Below are 17,865 nucleotides of genomic sequence, written 5' to 3' on the forward strand. Positions count from 1 at the left end.
CATCATTTTTAGAAGTTAACTTTAAGGCCCGCAGAAAATGTTCTTGGAACAGGATATGACTCGTCGTCATTGTTTAACTCTGTTCCACCTCTCACACCCGCATCCGGATTGTTTCCAGGGTATTTGGTGACAAGCAGTAAGTTGGCTGCATTGACAAAAATGCGCGCATCGGACAAAATACCGTTGATCTTGGGAAGTGTATAGCCGATCGTTACGTTTTTCACCCACATGTGCGTGCCGTCATACACATAACGTTCACTGCTTTCGCGCGACCATTTGAAGTAGTCTGTACCACCCTGAGAATTTTTGCCATTCGGGTTTGAGCCCGGGTTTTCAGGAGATCTCCATCTGTCTTTTGCTTTTTCCAATACGTTGAAAACGCCGTCCATATTCATCGTTGAGGCCTCAATGTTACGGTACACATCAAATTTATATGCACCCATCAATAACACGCTAATATCGAAGCGCTTATAGTCGGCGCCAACGTTCCATGCCCAGTTAAATTTAGGATTTGGGTTTCCGATTTCGGTCATGTCTTTGGTGTCGTATGAAACGATTCCGTCAGGTCCGCCGTCCGCAGCACCATGCAAATCCGCGAATTTCATGGCACCAGGAATCGCTCCATCCTGTTTGGGTGCTGCATTGATTTCATCCTGGGTATTGAAAATTCCCAGTTTACGGTAGCCGAAGATCATCCCGATAGGTCGGCCAACCTGCTGGATGTTATAACCTCCATATTGGCTTCCTTGTAAAATGAAATCGTTCTGACCGCGAATCGCCAATACTTTATTTCTGTTAAAGGTGATGTTACCGTTGGTTCGGAGATTAACCTGGCCGACTTTGATCCTGTAATTCACAGCAACTTCGATACCTTTGTTTTGTACTTTTCCTAGATTTTTCAAGGTTGAAGTGAACCCGGATACTGCCGGAATATTGTAGCCTAATAACATATCATCGGTTATTTTTTTGTAATACTCAACCGTAAAAATCAATTTGTTGTTGAATGTGGCCAGGTCGAAACCAATATCCAATTGGTCTGATTTTTCCCAGGTTAGCTGAGAGTTTGCAAAACCTGATACCGTTTTTCCAGATGATAACGTATTGTTAAACAAATAGTTATTTATTCCAAGGAAAGCCAAACTTGCGTAGTTACCATCGTCTCCGGCATTTTGCCCCACTCCGAAATTGTTATTACTGCTTACACGGTAAGTATTATTGCCGGTTTTACCCCAGCTCGCTCTCAGTTTCAGGTCGGTCAGCCAGGGTGTTTTAGGGATAAAGGATTCTTCTGAAATTCTCCAGCCAACCGAAGCCGCAGGGAAATTGCCATACTTATTCCCCTCACTGAATCTTGAACTTCCCTCGCGACGCATCGTTGCAGAGAACAGGTATTTGTCTTTGAATGAATAATTTAACCTGGCCAGATAAGCGATCATGGTCCATTTTCTTTCAATAGAATTGGATGAGCGGATTGTCCCGCTGCCCAGGTATGGCACAAGGTCATCCGGGAATGTATTGGCAGAGCCGTACAGGCCTTTGGTTGTTTCCTGCTGGGCGCTATAACCTAACATGGCGTCAAAGTGATGATTCACGCCAAAGTTTGTATTGTAGGTGAGCAGCTGATCCGCAGCATAGTTTCTCAGTTCTTCGGAATCGTCCCGCTCTGATGCAATCCTTGGCGGTGCTCCTGAACTACCCGTAGCAACAGCCAACCCGATGGTGGAAGGTACATATTCCTTGTAGGTATTGTAATTGATTTTTGCATTTAACGAAGATCTGAACTTTAAGCCTTTGGCAAGATTCAGCTCGATATAACCATTGGAAAGGATGTCTGCAATGTTCCGGGTCCGTTTGAGGTTTTTAAGTAAAAACAACGGATTCGGAAATCCGAAAATGTCGCCAACACCATTGTAATAAGGGATCAGTTCGCCTTTTTCGTCATAAGCCGGATATCTAGGATCGGCGATTAGCGTCAAGCCAACCAGCGCACTGCGTCCGTCGGTACTGGCAAGATTTGATTTGGAGTAACTACCCGCAACATTGAAACCCATGGTTATGAACTTGTTGATGTCCCCAGCCAGGTTGGTCCGTACGGAAGCGCGGTCATATCCGGTGTATTGCAGCGAACCGTCTTCTTTGTAATAACCCACCGAAACGACGGATTTTATAGGGCCTTTTCCGGAAGACAAAGTCACGTTCACATCTTTGTAAGGAGCGTTGTTTTTTAGAATGAGATCGAACCAGTTGGTGGAGTATTTTGTATTCTCCGGATTGCGAAAATCTACCGGAATGTCCTCATTGGTAGGTTGTTTACCATTTGCAAGTACATAGCGGCCAATAAAAACTTCTTTTTTAAACTGTGCAAAATCTTTGCCGTTTAAAACGTGGGTTTTTCTGCCATCCGGTATGTTCTGGATACCATAATCGATCGAGACATTTAGGCTGGTTTTTCCTTCTTTGGCAGCTTTGGTTGTAATTAAAACCACACCATTGGAACCTCTTGCACCATAAATGGCCGTCGAAGCAGCATCTTTCAATATGGAAATCGTCTCGATGTCGTTGGGGTTCAGGTTTTGTCCAACGGAGATACCAACGGGGAAACCGTCAATAACATAAAGCGGGTCACTGCCGGCACCAAGTGAGCTGATGCCCCGCACCTTTACTTCAAACTGCTGACCCGGTGTTCCGCTTTTTTGTTTGATGATTACTCCTGGCGCCTGTCCCTGTAACATTCTGGTAACGTTTGACTTAGGGACTTCGCCGATATCATCCATGTTGATTACCGAAACCGCCGAAGTGATATCGCGCTTACGCTGGGTACCATAACCTACGACAACGACTTCTTCCAAAGCCTTGGAGTCCACGGCCAGCTGTATGTCCAAAGTGGACCGGCTACCAACCGTTATTTCTTTTGAAATGTAACCAACAAATGAGAATACGAGAACAGCATTTCCCTGGTCCGGTACGTTGATGGCATAAGCGCCTTCGCTGTCAGAAACTGTTCCGGTGCTGGTGCCTTTGATGATAATACTTACCCCTGGAAGTCCCTGACCTGCGTCGTCGGTAACTTTTCCTGTGATATTTTTTTCCGCAGACACATGCGTCAATGGCCCTGAATTTGAGGCAGCATTGCTGTTGGTCAGGCTGGTTGCTGATAAAAAGATACCAAGCAATGCCCTGGACAGCGCCGATCCGAATGGATTACAGGGCCTGACAAAGTACATTTTTAGTCGAATTAGCTTCATGAAAATGAAATTTTAAGAGATGGAATAATAAAACTTGCATGCTTTACTGTTTTTGACCATGTTCTTTTAGTAGATAAAAAGAGAGGTGCTAATGCTGAATTGTGGCTAATCAACACCAGATTTGTTTGCTTCTGTTTATGTCATATGTCTGGGTTAGTGGTTAAAATGAATAATTATATAATGGAATTTGTAATGCTTGCCGGGTATCATCGCAGTGGTTTTAGTAAAGCGGATGTTTATTAGCATCCATGCCTGCGACGGATCTATTGCAAAAGTTGAGTGACCGACAGAGAAGGATTTCGGTATCTGTCAAAGCTTGGAGAATGAATTTCAATAGGCAGCCATGATTCACTGTACATGAGAAAACACCACTCTGAGCAGAATCAGAAGGTGTTGGCGTATGGAGCTCAAAAGGATAAATTTCACCGGTACTGTATTTTCTGATACGCGGGAAACGAGCATCAAAAAATAGTAAAGCGGGAAATCTGGCAAAGTTTTTAGTAAAATCTATAATCATCAGCTAAGAGTTTGTACATGATATGAACCGACGATTTTATTGTTCTCCCAAAGGAATATCTACAGAGTATTCAGGATATATTGGCTGCTGAGATGGATAATGATAATAAAGGATTGATTGTCAGTTGCATGTAACTATTTTTCATTTATAATACAACAAAGTAAGGTTATTGTGCAATGTTAAAACATATTGCATTTGATATTAAATATGCATTTTTTGATATTATCTATAACGAAGGTTATAGGTGAAGAGAGAGTTAGAGGCGGTTAAGCTCTAATTAGGTATACTAGCGGTATCAAAAAAGACAAACCCGATCTTAACGAAGATCGGGTTTGTCTTTTTTGATACATAAATGATTATTCAGGATCGGAAATTCTGTGGTTTAAATCTAGCCCTTCTAATTTCCGTAGGGATCCATTAAAAATTAAAAGATTTGGATGGAGTCGTATCCCACATGGTAATGCCGCTATCCGACATTCCAAAAATGTGAGGCTTCATTGCTGCGGCTTTTGCAAAGCGGGAATTACGGATATCGAAAAAAGAGGAAAACAATTTTACAGTGTCAGCAGAAAAAAACGGACGATTTTTCTATTGTGAAAAGCGCAGGAATTATTTGAATTCCTGGAATGTTCCGTCGGAATAAAAGATTAGAATTCGCTCGACTTTTTTGTCATCCCCGGGAGCATTTTTTTCGCCTCTGAGATTTTCATGTGTAGGAATCTGCTGGCTACTATTATTTCTACGCGATTCTGAGTGGCTGGATATGCCGCTTTTCTGCCCATTAAAAACGGTATAATGATCTGCTTTAAAAGGTTTTATTTCGCTAATGGATTCCGGTAAATCTTCGTCTTCCAAAATCCAATTAATACCCAAATCCGGGAATCTTCGGATGATTTTCTGAACAATGTCCAAACTTGGTTTATTTCTACCGGCGATGATGTGAGAAATGCTGGATCGCTGTATTCCGATCTCATCAGCGAAGTGAGATGGCGATATATTTTTGTCAACCAGTATTTGCTTTATTTTCTCATTCAGATCCATAGTATACAATCTTAAACAGCTGCACATTTGTAAATCAGCACTTACAAAGCTAAATAAATTTACTTTTGTAAACAACATAAAAGTAAATTTTACAATTTAAAAATGTAAACAGAAAACACAATTGTGAATTTACTTCACTATTTACAATTGTAAACTATCTGACTCAATACATTTTAGCTATTTAATCTCCTGTTTATTTACGTAAACATAAAAAAGTGCGATACCCATAACAGATATCGCACTTTAATAAATTAAATATCGAAATGTTAATTATAAAATTAACATACTACACAGAAAGCTAAACTGTAACGTTATTCTCACGAAGCGCTTCGTTTAAAGAAGTCTTCAAATCTGTACTTGCTTTACGCTTTCCAATGATCAAAGCGCACGGAACATGGTAGGTTCCAGCTGCGAAATGCTTAGGCAGCGTTCCCGGAATAACAACAGAATCCGCTGGAACAAAACCTTTGTATTCGACTGGTTCAGGACCCGTTACATCGATTATTTTAGAGCTTCCCGTGATGGTTACACCAGCGCCAAGAACGGCTCTTTTACCAATATGTGCGCCTTCTACTACGATACAGCGGGAACCAATGAAGGCACCGTCTTCAATGATTACAGGAGCGGCCTGTACAGGCTCTAAAACACCGCCTATTCCAACGCCGCCGCTCAGGTGAACATTCTTCCCGATCTGCGCACAACTCCCCACAGTCGCCCATGTATCAACCATGGTTCCTTCGTCTATATAGGCACCGATGTTTACGTAGGATGGCATCAATACAACACCCTTTGAAATGTATGCACCATAACGGGCAACGGCTGGCGGTACCACGCGTACACCAAGCTTGTCATAACCCGTTTTTAGTTTCATTTTATCGTGATATTCAAAAATGCCCACTTCACTAACCTCCATTTGCTGGATTGGGAAATACAAGATGATGGCTTTTTTCAAGGCCTCATTTACTAACCAGGAGCCATCTTCCTGGGGTTCCGCTACACGAAGCCTCCCCTTGTCAACTTCTTCTATGATGTTTTTAATGATCTCAATGTTCGCCGGGTCTTTCAATAATTCGCGGTTTGACCAGAACTGTTCAATCTGAGTGTTAAGGCTCATGTTAAAGTAGTTAATTAATTAAAAGTATTTAAAGTACTGTAATATAGATAGTTATAATTTAGTTAGGTCTTTTATTCTAACGATCTACTTTATTAAAAAGAAGACTGTTAAGCATATAAGAAACCCCTACCTTTCCAACGATCCTCACAAATATATAGGATTAGGCGCAGTAATTAAAATGAATGCAAGAAAGAAGTAAACAGAAAATAAACTAATTACTAGCTACCTAAATTAGTAATAAAATAAAGTTACTAAAACCGATAGCTTAGTAATTTGCTAAACTCAATCGTAAAATTCATGCCTAAGGCTATATTTTTTAGTTCTATTTCTTTTACTTATGAAACCGCAATTATTCTCGTAAATTCTTTAAAACCGCGTTCATTTTTCTTAATATTGCCCTGTAATAACATAATCTTATAAGCACATGTCAAAAGTTAAAGTTGCAATCAATGGTTTTGGACGTATTGGCCGTCTTGTTTATCGCCAAATCTACAACATGGAAGGCATTGATATCGTAGCCATCAATGATCTAACCAGCCCTAAAGTATTAGCTCACTTACTTAAATACGATACAGCACAAGGCAGATTCAATGCCGAAGTAACTTCTACGGAGAATTCAATCGTTGTAAACGGCGAAAACGTAGTAATATATGCTCAGAAAGACCCTACCCTAATTCCTTGGGGATCTCATGATGTTGACGTAGTCCTTGAATGTACAGGGTTCTTCACAAGCAAAGAATCAGCAGAAGGACACATCAAAGCTGGTGCTAAGAAAGTTGTTATCTCTGCTCCTGCAACAGGTGATCTTAAAACAATCGTATTTAATGTTAACCATAACATTTTGGACGGTTCTGAGACGATTATCAGTGCAGCATCTTGTACAACCAACTGTCTTGCTCCAATGGCACAGGTTTTAGAAGATAAATTTGGTATCGTTAACGGATTGATGACAACAATCCATGCTTATACAAACGATCAGAATACACAGGATTCTCCACATCCAAAAGGAGATTTGAGAAGAGCCCGTGCTGCTGCACAAAACATCGTACCTAACAGCACTGGTGCTGCAAAGGCGATCGGCCTTGTATTGCCTTCATTGAAAGGTAAATTGGACGGATCAGCACAGCGTGTACCAACTCTTACAGGTTCTCTTACTGAATTAACAGTGATCCTGGGTAAAGAAACAAGCGTAGAAGAGATCAATGCTGCGATGAAAGCTGCTGCGAACGAAAGCTACGGTTATACAGAAGATGAGATCGTGAGCAGCGATATTATCGGCATCAGCTACGGTTCTCTATTCGATGCAACACAAACAAAGGTTCAGAAAATCGGAGATACCCAGTTGGTAAGAACGGTGAGCTGGTATGATAACGAAATGTCCTACGTTTCTCAATTGGTTCGTACAGTAAACTACTTTGCTACTCTTTTGAGTAAGTAATTAGTATTTAGTAATGCTAAAAAAATCCCGGGCGTCGCTAAGACAACCCGGGATTTTTTGCTTCACAGCCTATCGGTAGTCATCACGCTTCCCATCAAATTTACAGGACCCGATCAAAACCGTAAAATTCTAGTCGATCATCACCGACTTAATGAACTTGATCGTGTAACCTTTTGCAACGAAGATCTTTTCATAATGTGTCTTGACGCCATGGTGCTCTTCCAGCAGCGGAGAATGATACAGGTCATCCGTATGTTCAACAATTTTATATTTCTCCGAATTCCCTATCGTGTCCAAACTATACTCGTATAAAAACGTGCTGTCGGTTTTCAGACAAAATAATCCGTCCTTTTTCAAATATTTGGCATAACTGCTTAGAAAGTCCGGATTCGTCAATCGCTTGGCTTCGTCCCGGTCACGAACCTGCGGGTCCGGGTGAATAAGCCAGATCTCATCGAGTTCATTATCTTCGAAAAATTCCCCCGAATACTGAATACCGGCTCTTAAAAAAGCAACATTGGTCAACCCCGCCTCACTCGCGGACTGGCTTCCTCTGGCAATACGATCTCCCTTGATATCCATCCCAATAAAATTCTTATCCGGAAAAACCTGGCCAAGGCCAATGGTGTACTCGCCTTTTCCGCAAGCCAGTTCGAGCACTATGGGGTTGCTGTTATTAAAGTACAATTCATTCCACTTCCCTTTAACCGAAGTATATAATGATTTCCCTCTTTCAATGACATTGGTTGCCTGGGCACTGAACTCGTAATGGTGTAATTTTCTTCTCGACATCTTAAATTAATTCAACAAACTATAACTGATCCAGATCTGCCACTACAAAAGTGCTCCCACCTACGTAGATCGCATCATCCGGATTTGATTCTAAAATTGCCGCCTCCAGGGCGATATTGACATCAGGATAAACAGACCCCTCCAAACCGGCTTTAAGTGCTTCCTGTTGCAAATCTGACGCATTTAATGCACGCATGTTGGAAGGCTGACAAAAATAATATTTACCATCCGCCGGAAACAGCTTTAAAATGGTTGAAATGTCCTTATCCGCAACAAACCCGATCACAAATCGCTTCTGATTGGCCGCGATGCTGTTAAACTGCTGCATCGTATAACTTACACCCGCGTAATTGTGTGCAGTATCACAAAATACCTGCGGGCTTTCGCGCAGCTTTTGCCAGCGGCCTTTCAAACCGGTATTGGCCACCACAGCAGACAATCCATTGTAAACAGCTTCCTTTGAAATTTCAAGACCTATCATGCGCAGCGAATCAATAGCAGCAAGCACCCCACCAATATTTTTCAGCTGGTAAATCCCAGCCAGGTCCAGTTTCACATTTTCATATACGGTCTTGCCAGTTGCTTTGTCCCGAACATCCAGTGAAAGTTTCCCTTGATCATGATGCACATGAACCATTTCAAACAGATCCGATCCGTAACGAATCCCGGAACTTCTTTCCGTAGAAGCCTGATCGAAGACATCAGTAATCTCTGCGTCCTGCCGCTCGCTGATCACCGCCGGTACGTTCGGTTTAATAATGCCCGCTTTTTCAAAAGCAATCTTGGCCAGTGTGTCACCCAGGAACTGCGTATGGTCATAACTGACGTTCGTGATGACCGATAAAACCGGTGTGATAATGTTGGTCGAATCCAATCTGCCCCCCATCCCGACTTCGATCACCGCAATGTCCACATTGCACTTTTCGAAATAAGCAAAAGCCATAGCCACCGTTACCTCGAAGAAGGATGGACTCAAACGCTCGATGTAAGATTTATTAACAGCGGTAAATTCGCAAATAAAATCTTCATCAATACTGGTCCCGTTGATCTTTATACGTTCGGTAAATGACTTTAAATGAGGGGATGTGTACAAACCGACCTTATAACCGGCTTCCTGCAAAACTGAGGCCAGCATATGCGAAGTACTGCCCTTGCCATTGGTGCCGCCCACATGAATCGTTTTGTACTTTTCCTGCGGATCGCCCAGATGTTTACAGAGTTGGAGGGTAGTATGAAGGCCCGGCTTGAAAGCACGGGCCCCGATATTTTGAAAGACTGGTAAACGACTATACAGATAGTCGATTGTTTCCTGATAATTCATTACGTATTACTGCGAACTGATTTTGAAAGTGATCGTGCCGGTTGACTCTTCCGGAACATTGGATGACTGGGAAATAAAAGTAAGCTCACGAACTGCGCTCCGGTACTGGTTAACCACCGCATAGTCGGTCACCGTAGTGCTTTGCGTGATGATATTTTTCACCCGGCCATTCTTATCCACGGTGATTTTAAAAGTGATTGATCCTGTGGCATCAGACTTATCATTCACAACCGGACGTCTGGACCACTTCCAGCCCGATAAACTTAGCCCCACAGCCGTTCCACCGCCACCGCCTTCACCTTTGTATGTTTTTGCAAATAAACTGCCTGATTTGGCTCCTTTATCACCAAGGCCTTCTGCATCGTCGCCGTTATTGTTTCCGCCAACCCCGCTTTTAGTTCCGTTGGTGCCATTACTCCCCGATTTGCTTCCGGAAGATTTCGTAAAAAGGGCGTCTTTGTTAACAGCCTTCTCGGGAGCCGGTTTGGATACCGGTGTCGACGAAGACACACTACCTGTCGATTTTTTCACGTCTGTCTTTTCAGGCGCTTCTACCGGGCTTTCCACTTTCGATGTGATCGCAGGTTTTTCAGCAACCGTTTTAGTCGGCTTAACAGACTCTATTTTCGGTGGGGTCGGTGGCGTTGGTTTCGGCGTAGCGACAGATTTTCTTTCTTTCGTCTCTTCCGCTTCCGCACGCATATTCTCCCGCACCTTGGAATTGCTCGGCTTGTTGTAGGTCTGGATATCCCCTTTTCCCACTTTACTGGTACCATAATTAACTTCAACAAAAAGCTCCATCGGCTCAACTTTCGGTACCGAGCTGCTCAGGCGTATAAAGAAAAATACACCCAGCAAAGCAATGGTAATACCAAAAGACATAGCCCAGGATACTGCTATTCGCCGACGATCTTCTGCTTGTAATTCAAACATTGATTTGATTCGTTTGTGATTTTGTGTTGAACGTAAAATTATGTCATTTTCGTATAATAACAAAAGAAGGAGCCTTTTCGAGGCTCCTTCTTTCTATTTTCTATCTTAAACTTTCATTGTCTCTTTCTGAAAACCCAGCCTTCTTCGCCAATCACCTTTTTCAGTTTTGAAGAAGCACGGTAGGCATCTCCCTCGAGCTCGAAACTTTGAACGGCAACTTTGTACTTGTTGCTGTATTGATCTGCGTCGATAACCACCGCCTCAGTAAATCCTTTTTTCTTCAGATCTTCCAGCAATACATTCGCTTGCCTGCTTCCTTTGAAAGTTCCCGCGATCAGAAAATACTGTTTGCTGGCAGAAACAACCGGCGCAACGGCTGCGATCGGTGCCACGGTTTCTTTTTTAACTTCGGCTGGCGGTGCTGTTTTTTCAATTGCCACTGATTCCTTCACTACCGGCGTCTCTTCCACAACGACAGGCTGAACAGCGGCTTTCTTAACCACATACACCACTTTACGTTCAGCAAAAGGAGCGGCCTTTTTCACCGTTTTCTCCGCAGAAGCATAGCTCATTTTTTCAAACAAACTCGTGAAAGGGTTTAACGTACTCTTGTTTTCACCATTCGATGAAACAAAAAACAAGCTAAAATAACACATGATACCCGCGATCATGGCAGCAGAAGCCCATCCTATCCAGTTTGTTCTGAACATTTTAACTTCTTCTTCTTCCAGTACTTCAACGTGATCGTCGTGCACGTCCACAACCGGCATGGCGATAACAGATGCCTTTTTCTCAGCCAGTTTGGCTGTTGTGCTTCTGAAACCGTACCATTCGTCCTTAAAGTACTTTTCAGTATTAGGCTCAAAAACCAGTTTACCCTCAATATTCATTTTGAATTCACCGATGCCTTCGATAATCGCACGTTCCGTTGCCTGCAAAGAAGCACGGAGCCTGTCTGTATAATTCCTTACATAAGCCACCGCTTCTGCGTGGGTGATCTGCTCATGGCGGGAAATGAAATTAGCCAGTAACCCATCATCCAGTTTAAGGAACTCGTTGAATGCCAACCTCTTGTTAGGAGGAGAGAATACACCCGTCTCGGCATTATAAAATGCCTGAGCCTGGTGCGAAAGCAGTGCCCCAAAGCCTGGTATGATTACAAATTCGTAGTCACTTACCAATTTTCTTATTACAGTTTCAACAGCGATCATGAAGCGTATTTTGTGATGAACAAAGCGAAGTTAAAAAGAAAATGACAATCCTCCAACAAAGTTCAACCCCTGCTGCGGGTAGTACTGGTAACGCTGGTACTCCTTTCCAAACAGGTTATTGATGGCTACAAAGGCAGAGAAGTTCCTGGTTAACAGATAATCAATCTTCAAATTCAGGTCAGCAATTACAGGCAATTTTGTAACAACTCCGGTCTGAAAATTTTTCGCTTTTATTCCTCTCAGCATATAAAAATCCGCGGTAACGAATAATTTTTTACTAATCGTCAAAGCGTTAAACCAGTTTAACGTCAGGTCCGGGCGGTGCCATGCTTCTTCCACAGAACCCATCGCGTAATCGTAGTAGTTAACCTTTAACGAACTCTTGAATAAATCATTAAAGGCATAACCTGCTTGTCCTGAAATGTTTAACACCTTTGTCTTCGCAGGATCGTAGATGATCGAGAACTTGGACGTATCAACCAAAGCGTTGTTAAAGTTGTAAAAATTACGATAATGGGTATAAGAAACTTTACCTTCATAATTAAACCCTCCGGCAACCTCTCCCTTCACCCCGGCAAACAAATCAGCCGTCTTTTCCGTGTTTACAATCAACACGTTAGGCCCCAGCCATTGATTTTCGCCCAGCATACTCTTTAACGTATTACGCACCACATCACCATTCCAGCCCCCGAAGATATGTACTCCGCTGATCGGGTTTACATCAATGTTCAATACGGGATAGGCTCTGGTTTTGTTAATGTTCAACTGATTGTCCGTTTGGTTTACTGCATTCACCCCCGCTGTTACGGTAAATATGTCAGAAGTATATTTAAAGGTCGGTTTAACACGGTATAAATTACGGTTGTATGTTAAAGCATCAACGCGCTGCGAAATAAACGCGCCGGCTTCAAGCTGTGCGTAAAACGACTCAGAGATTGGAACAGAAGCTAGCAGTGTTGTTCCCCAGTCAAGCTCGGAAGCCTCATAACGGTCCTTCAAAGTATTCAGACTCGTCTTTACCGAATAATCTACGGCAACCGAAGGATCCGTATTTTCAAAGCCCAGATTGAATCCAAACTGGTTGATCGTCTGGCGCAGACTGTCTCTTTTTACCACATAAGATTCCGGTTGCGGCTTGTACCCGTAGAAGTAATAATTCTTGCGGTCATATTCGAGCGATCCGTCCACTTTGTAGGTGCTCATGATATATTTCCCTCCCACCTTAATATTCGTGGCGGCATTTGCTGAATTTTTACCATCTACCGGACCGTGGCCTGCCGACAAATGTTTTACCTGTCCCGTGAAAACCAGGTCTTCTGCACGTTTTCCACTTACAAAGGCCTCGCCCAGGAAACGGCCGTAGTTACCGGCGCCTAGTTTAATATAGTTATTCAAAACATCAGGCTTATCCTGACGCTCTTTTTCATCAGATGAAGTAGCCACAGTCGGCGTCAGCTTCGGCGAAGCGATGTTAATCTGCGGATCCAGGATCTGGTAGTTAACTTTCTTCTCTTTAGTCGTTCCCGGAAAAGGCTGCACTTTATCAAAAAGCCGGTTTGCAGGGGCAAACTCAATGCTCTTTTCCTTCACGATTTCATAGGTCTGACTCTCGATTTCTCCTCTCTGGGCTAGTGCCAAAGGACCGGAAAAACCCAGTGTCAATAAAAATATGGATGTACGAATTGTTCTTGAATGCGTCATAAGAAATATTTTTTGCTGTTTGCTTCGACAGGATTTTATCATTTTTGTTTTTCAAACTGGGCCAGTTTCGCTTTTGCAAGGGTCACGGCTTCCTGATCATCTGAATTTTCAATAATGGAGGTCAGCGTTGCTTTTGCCTGCCCAACTTCTTTCATGCCCATGTAAACATCCGCAAGCAATATAAATGAACGAACCCGCCAGAAATCAAAACCCTCGAAGGTCTTGCTCATGTCCAGAATAGCCGTTTCTGCCTCTTTATATTTCCTATTTTTAAATAAAATCGTCGCAACCATGTAATTGGCTTCAGCTCCATACTCATCTTTTGAGCTGCCCGCCAGTTTCTTGAATTCTTCCAATGCTTTGTTCAAATCCCCTTTTTCATAAGGAACCTTACCTAAATAAAGTTGAGCTTTACCCAATCCGCCCGGAACGACATTCCCTGCATTCACCACTTCTTTGGCATAATAAAGCGTTGAATCGTAGCTTTTTAAGTTGTAATAGGTGTCCATCAACCCGATCCATGCCTGCGCCTGCTCCTTCTTGTTTTCAGAATTACGCAAAAGCACTCTGAAATTGGTAACGGCATTGTTAAAGTTGCCACGGCCAATTTCAAGTTCTGCCGAACGCTGCGCGGCGGCCGCCACATATTGTGAACGGTTTTCCTGAACCACCTTGCCGTAATACTTCAAAGCTTCTCCCACATTTCCGGTCTTGTCAAACGAAGCCGCCACGAAATAACGGGCATCATACTGATGTTTGCTGGATGGATAGCTGTTCAGGAATTCAAGCAATGCCTGCTTTGCATTTTCGTATTTTTCAGCATAATAAAGGTTACGCACGTTATCAAATTCAACTTCTTCCAGTTTGTCGTTACCAGGATTATTTTTTCTAACCACACCAAGTATCTGCGTGAATTCCTCCGGACGGCCTACTGCGGTATAACTTTCCTGGATACCTTCCAACGCGCTGCTCGCCGATGGAGAGTCGGAATATTCAGAAAGGATCTTGCGGAAATCGACGATCGCCTGCTCATAAACCTGCAAGTTATAGTAGGACTGCGCACGGCGTAAAAGAGCAGCCGGGATCAGATAACTTTTCGGTTTTTCGTTGATCATACGCGTAAAACCCTTAACCGCAGCAGAATAACTTCCGTTTTTGAAATCGATATCGGCCAGTTGGAAATAGGTATCGTCCAGATAACGCGAGCCAGGAAACTGGCTGATCAGCTGCTCAAACTGACGGCGGGCATCCTGTTCCTTATTCATGTACACATAGGCACGTGCTTTCTGGAACAAGGCATAATCTTTATCGATCTTCCCTTTCGCCGAAACTTTGTCATACACACTGATCGCCTCATTGTAGTTTTTGGCAGCCAGGTAACAGTCGGCCAGACGAACGTGGGCATCTTCGATAATATTCGCCTCCATCCCCTCGGTATTACTTACAAAGTCCCGGTAGTAGCCCAGCGCCTGGCTGTATTTTTTTTGGTTATAATAAACGTAACCCAACGCGTACAAACTTTTCCTTGCATAAATGCCTGCTTTGGAATTCTTGGAAAGCTGCGTGTAAATGGAAACCGCATCATCCATTTTTTTCAAGCCCGTATTCGCTTCTGCCTTGTAGAAAGTGGCCGCCAGGAAAATGTCTTCATCAACCGGGAATTTGATCGACTTATTGAAAAGGGCCAGTGCCTGTTCGAAGCGCTCCTGGTTAAACTCAACAACACCCTGGTTGAAAGTAAGCCGCTGATAGGTGGTATTGATTTTCGTATTCCTTTTTGGCAGGCCTTCGATGTAGGTGATGGCACCAAGATTATTGCTTGCTCCTGAATAACCTTCTGCCACAAGTTCCGACGCTTCCTCCTGATGTTTGCTATTAGGATATTTAGCAATGAACGCGTTGAATTCCTTAACAGCGTCATTGTTGTTGCCAAGATCCAATTGCACTTTCGCATGATTATAAGTGGCTTCTTCTTTCACCACCTGATTGAAGTCTAACCGTGCTGCGTTGTCCAGTGCTGTTAAAGCATAACTTAAATTACTAGTCTTTAAATAACTGATTCCCAGTAGATATGAAGAGTACTGCGATACAGAGTCCTTGCCAGCAGAAACGCCCTTAAGTGTGGAAATTGTTCCCTGATAATTGTTTGTACGAAACAAAGAGTGTCCGTAATGTAAAGCAACAGATGGAGGAACTGATCCGGCTTTCATTTTATTGTACCGCTCGTAGGCTTTTGCGGCCGCAGCGTAGTCCCCTTTTTCATAGTAAACCTCTGCGACATACAATGCTACTTCGGCAATCTTTGTTCCGCCGCGTTGCTGAGCGAGAATTTTCTCCCCATATGCTAATAACTTATCGTATTGTTTTAGCTGATAGAGAGAAGAAATAATCCAGTTTGGAGCTTCCTCTTTGTAGTAAGGATGGTTTTCTACCTGTAAAAAATCCTGGTAGGCTTCTTCAAAATTGTTTTTCTGGTAATTGATTACCCCAGCATAGTATGCCGCGTCTCCTGCGTTGGCAAACGATGGGTCTTTTTTTACCTCGTTAAACAACGGTAAAGCGGCGTCCGGCTGTTTGGTATTGTAATAGGCCATGGCTAGCTGATACGTGTTCTCCATCTTCTTGCCGCCATTACCAGGAAGCTTTACAGCCTTTTCAAGGTAGGTGATCGCTTTATCATACTGCCCTGCTTCGTAATAATAACGGCCAAGGTCGCCGTAGATCTGTTGGGCCTTGGGATGTTCGGTATGGTTTCTTACAAAACGATCCACCTGAACTTCCGCTTCCGGATAATTAAGGTATAATCCCGTGACTGCCACGTAATATTCTGCCGTGACTTTGTTATAATCACTGGTACTAAGGAGTTTATCATTCGTATTGAGATATTCTCCGAATTCCTGTCTGGCAGCGACGAAATTGGATTTTTCATAATATTCAAGACCATTGCGAAAGTGCGCTTCCGGTTCCGTATAACTCAATGTGCTCTGAGCATTAACCGAATACGAACCCACACATAAGCCTAAACCGAGCGCGTAAGTGCCATGTTTTAAAAGCATAGGGGTTAGTTTTGTGGATTTCTGAGGTGATTTAATCTGTTTAATCATAAATAATGTAAAGACAAAGCCATGCGGCTGTTACCTGCTGATATTTATTTGGTAGTTAACGTAAAGGCCTTGCAAACCGTATAATTGATGTTAAATGATATTCTTTCCCGTGTCCTAAGGACTAGAATACAACGTCGTTACGCTGCAATGTATCGCCAAAATCGCCTTGCATAGCCTCGAACCTGCCCGCGACTTTCGTTAGAAACGGCACATCCATACATTTTTCGATTTCTTCAAGGTTTGTAATCTCGTATTCATCGATTTTGTAAGTTTGCTCGAACATACCGGCTTCGATCTTAATAATGTACTTATTGTTCCATTGGTAAATACTAATCTTGAATTGTTGATGGGGAATGTCTTTAATGTATCGCATAGGTAAAAAAATTTTTGCAAAAGTAATCAATAGAAAATTGGGATGAATTCATTGCTAAAACATAGTTTGCTAATTTTTATAGTGCTAAATATTTTATCTTGTAGTGGTCAGGATAAAAAAGATTCGGCCGACTTTTTTTTAAAAGCGAATGTAGCTTTAAAAAAAAACAATTATACCGAGGCCATTCGTCTGTACGATGAAGCCATTGCCAAAAATCAGGATTTCCCGGATGCATACCTAAACAAAGCCATTGCATTAATGAAAATAGGCAAAATAAGTGATGCTCGCGAGGTTTTGACAGAAGCAATCAACCTGGACCCAACATTGGTACAGGCAAATCTCGTCAGATCCGAATCTTTGCTCCGTTTGGGTGATTTTAAAGGAGCGGAAGAAGATTTGAAAAAAATTTCAAAAGAATACGCCGACTCATCAAAATATTTTCTGATCCGAGGCAATCTGATGGACGCCGTCAGCCGGACATCGGAAGCACTTGCAGATTTTGACAAATCCATTTCGCTTGATCCAAAAAATGTTGAAGCGTTTGTAAACCGGGGCGCGGTCTATTACAAGCTCCACTCCTATCCCCTGGCAAAGGAAGATTTTGTAGCTGCGATTAAACTTAACCCCGCTCAGCCGGAAGCCCTCAACAACCTGGGGCTGATTGCCACAAACAACAAGAACTGGAAAGATGCGGTTTTCTATTTTGACAGGATCCTGAATTTCAATCCTGCCGATCCTTTGGCGTTAAACAACAAAGGCTACGTCCTGATCCAAACAGGCGCCTTAAACGAAGCAAAAAAGCTCATAGACAGGACATTGGAAGCGCAGCCTGATAATGGCTACGCACTGCGTAATCTGGGGCTTTATTACCAGGCCAGTAATGAGCCGGAGAAGGCCCTTGCTGAAATGAATAAAGCCATAGCGCTCGCCGAACCGGTGGAGTTGCTCTATGGCTTTACAGGCCGTCTCTATTACAGCCAGAACAATAAGGCCAAAGCCTGCGAGGTCTGGAAAAAAGGCGTCGTACTTAAAGATTCAGTCGCGAAAGAAGAGCTGGCTAAAAACTGCAAGTAAT

General features: G+C 42.9%; 12 protein-coding genes. 2 read left to right on the forward strand and 10 right to left on the reverse strand.

The annotated features are described in order from the left end of the window. Positions 1-8 precede the first annotated feature (8 nt). The 3 genes from RB622_RS07320 to RB622_RS07330 all read right to left on the reverse strand — a co-directional run bounded on the left by RB622_RS07320 (position 9) and on the right by RB622_RS07330 (position 5,917). Positions 9-3,245 (reverse strand): TonB-dependent receptor, encoded by a 3,237-nt coding sequence (locus RB622_RS07320; protein ID WP_308045903.1) that lies wholly within the window; start codon positions 3,243-3,245, stop codon positions 9-11. Positions 3,246-4,371: 1,126 nt separating this feature from the next. Next, entirely contained in the window at positions 4,372-4,803 is a 432-nt protein-coding gene (locus tag RB622_RS07325; RefSeq protein WP_308045904.1) for a helix-turn-helix transcriptional regulator, read from the reverse strand. A 298-nt stretch (positions 4,804-5,101) separates the two neighbouring features. Then, positions 5,102-5,917, reverse strand: a complete 816-nt coding sequence (locus RB622_RS07330; protein ID WP_308045905.1) for a 2,3,4,5-tetrahydropyridine-2,6-dicarboxylate N-succinyltransferase — start codon at positions 5,915-5,917, stop codon at positions 5,102-5,104. A 424-nt stretch (positions 5,918-6,341) separates the two neighbouring features. Here RB622_RS07330 and gap point away from each other — a divergent pair, with 424 nt between their 5' ends. Then, on the forward strand, positions 6,342-7,355 hold the full coding sequence (gene gap, locus RB622_RS07335; RefSeq protein WP_308045906.1) for a type I glyceraldehyde-3-phosphate dehydrogenase: 1,014 nt from the start codon (positions 6,342-6,344) through the stop codon (positions 7,353-7,355). A gap of 129 nt (positions 7,356-7,484) precedes the next feature. Here gap and trmB read toward each other — a convergent pair whose 3' ends face one another. From trmB to RB622_RS07370, 7 genes are all read right to left on the reverse strand, one after another. After that, entirely contained in the window at positions 7,485-8,147 is a 663-nt protein-coding gene (gene trmB, locus RB622_RS07340; RefSeq protein ID WP_308045907.1) for a tRNA (guanosine(46)-N7)-methyltransferase TrmB, read from the reverse strand. Positions 8,148-8,166: 19 nt separating this feature from the next. Beyond that, entirely contained in the window at positions 8,167-9,468 is a 1,302-nt protein-coding gene (locus RB622_RS07345; protein ID WP_308045908.1) for a folylpolyglutamate synthase/dihydrofolate synthase family protein, read from the reverse strand. 6 nt (positions 9,469-9,474) lie between these two features. Further along, the gene (locus tag RB622_RS07350; RefSeq protein WP_308045909.1) at positions 9,475-10,401 is read right to left on the reverse strand and encodes a hypothetical protein; all 927 of its coding nucleotides are present in this window, start codon (positions 10,399-10,401) and stop codon (positions 9,475-9,477) included. Between the two features lie 113 nt (positions 10,402-10,514). Continuing rightward, complete coding sequence (locus tag RB622_RS07355) at positions 10,515-11,612, reverse strand: SPOR domain-containing protein (RefSeq protein ID WP_308045910.1); 1,098 nt, start codon at positions 11,610-11,612, stop codon at positions 10,515-10,517. 30 nt (positions 11,613-11,642) lie between these two features. Beyond that, positions 11,643-13,313: a TonB-dependent receptor gene (locus RB622_RS07360; protein ID WP_308045911.1), complete on the reverse strand. Its 1,671-nt coding sequence runs from the start codon at positions 13,311-13,313 to the stop codon at positions 11,643-11,645. A gap of 38 nt (positions 13,314-13,351) precedes the next feature. After that, positions 13,352-16,369: a tetratricopeptide repeat protein gene (locus tag RB622_RS07365; RefSeq protein WP_308045912.1), complete on the reverse strand. Its 3,018-nt coding sequence runs from the start codon at positions 16,367-16,369 to the stop codon at positions 13,352-13,354. Between the two features lie 169 nt (positions 16,370-16,538). Continuing rightward, on the reverse strand, positions 16,539-16,790 hold the full coding sequence (locus RB622_RS07370) for a hypothetical protein (RefSeq protein ID WP_308045913.1): 252 nt from the start codon (positions 16,788-16,790) through the stop codon (positions 16,539-16,541). Positions 16,791-16,871: 81 nt separating this feature from the next. Here RB622_RS07370 and RB622_RS07375 point away from each other — a divergent pair, with 81 nt between their 5' ends. Continuing rightward, a complete protein-coding gene (locus tag RB622_RS07375) occupies positions 16,872-17,864 on the forward strand; it encodes a tetratricopeptide repeat protein (RefSeq protein WP_308045914.1) in 993 nt (330 codons plus the stop codon). Position 17,865: the final 1 nt, after the last annotated feature.

Origin of the sequence: Dyadobacter sp. LHD-138, from assembly GCF_030929615.1 — a bacterium.
Taxonomy (GTDB): Bacteria; Bacteroidota; Bacteroidia; order Cytophagales; family Spirosomataceae; genus Dyadobacter.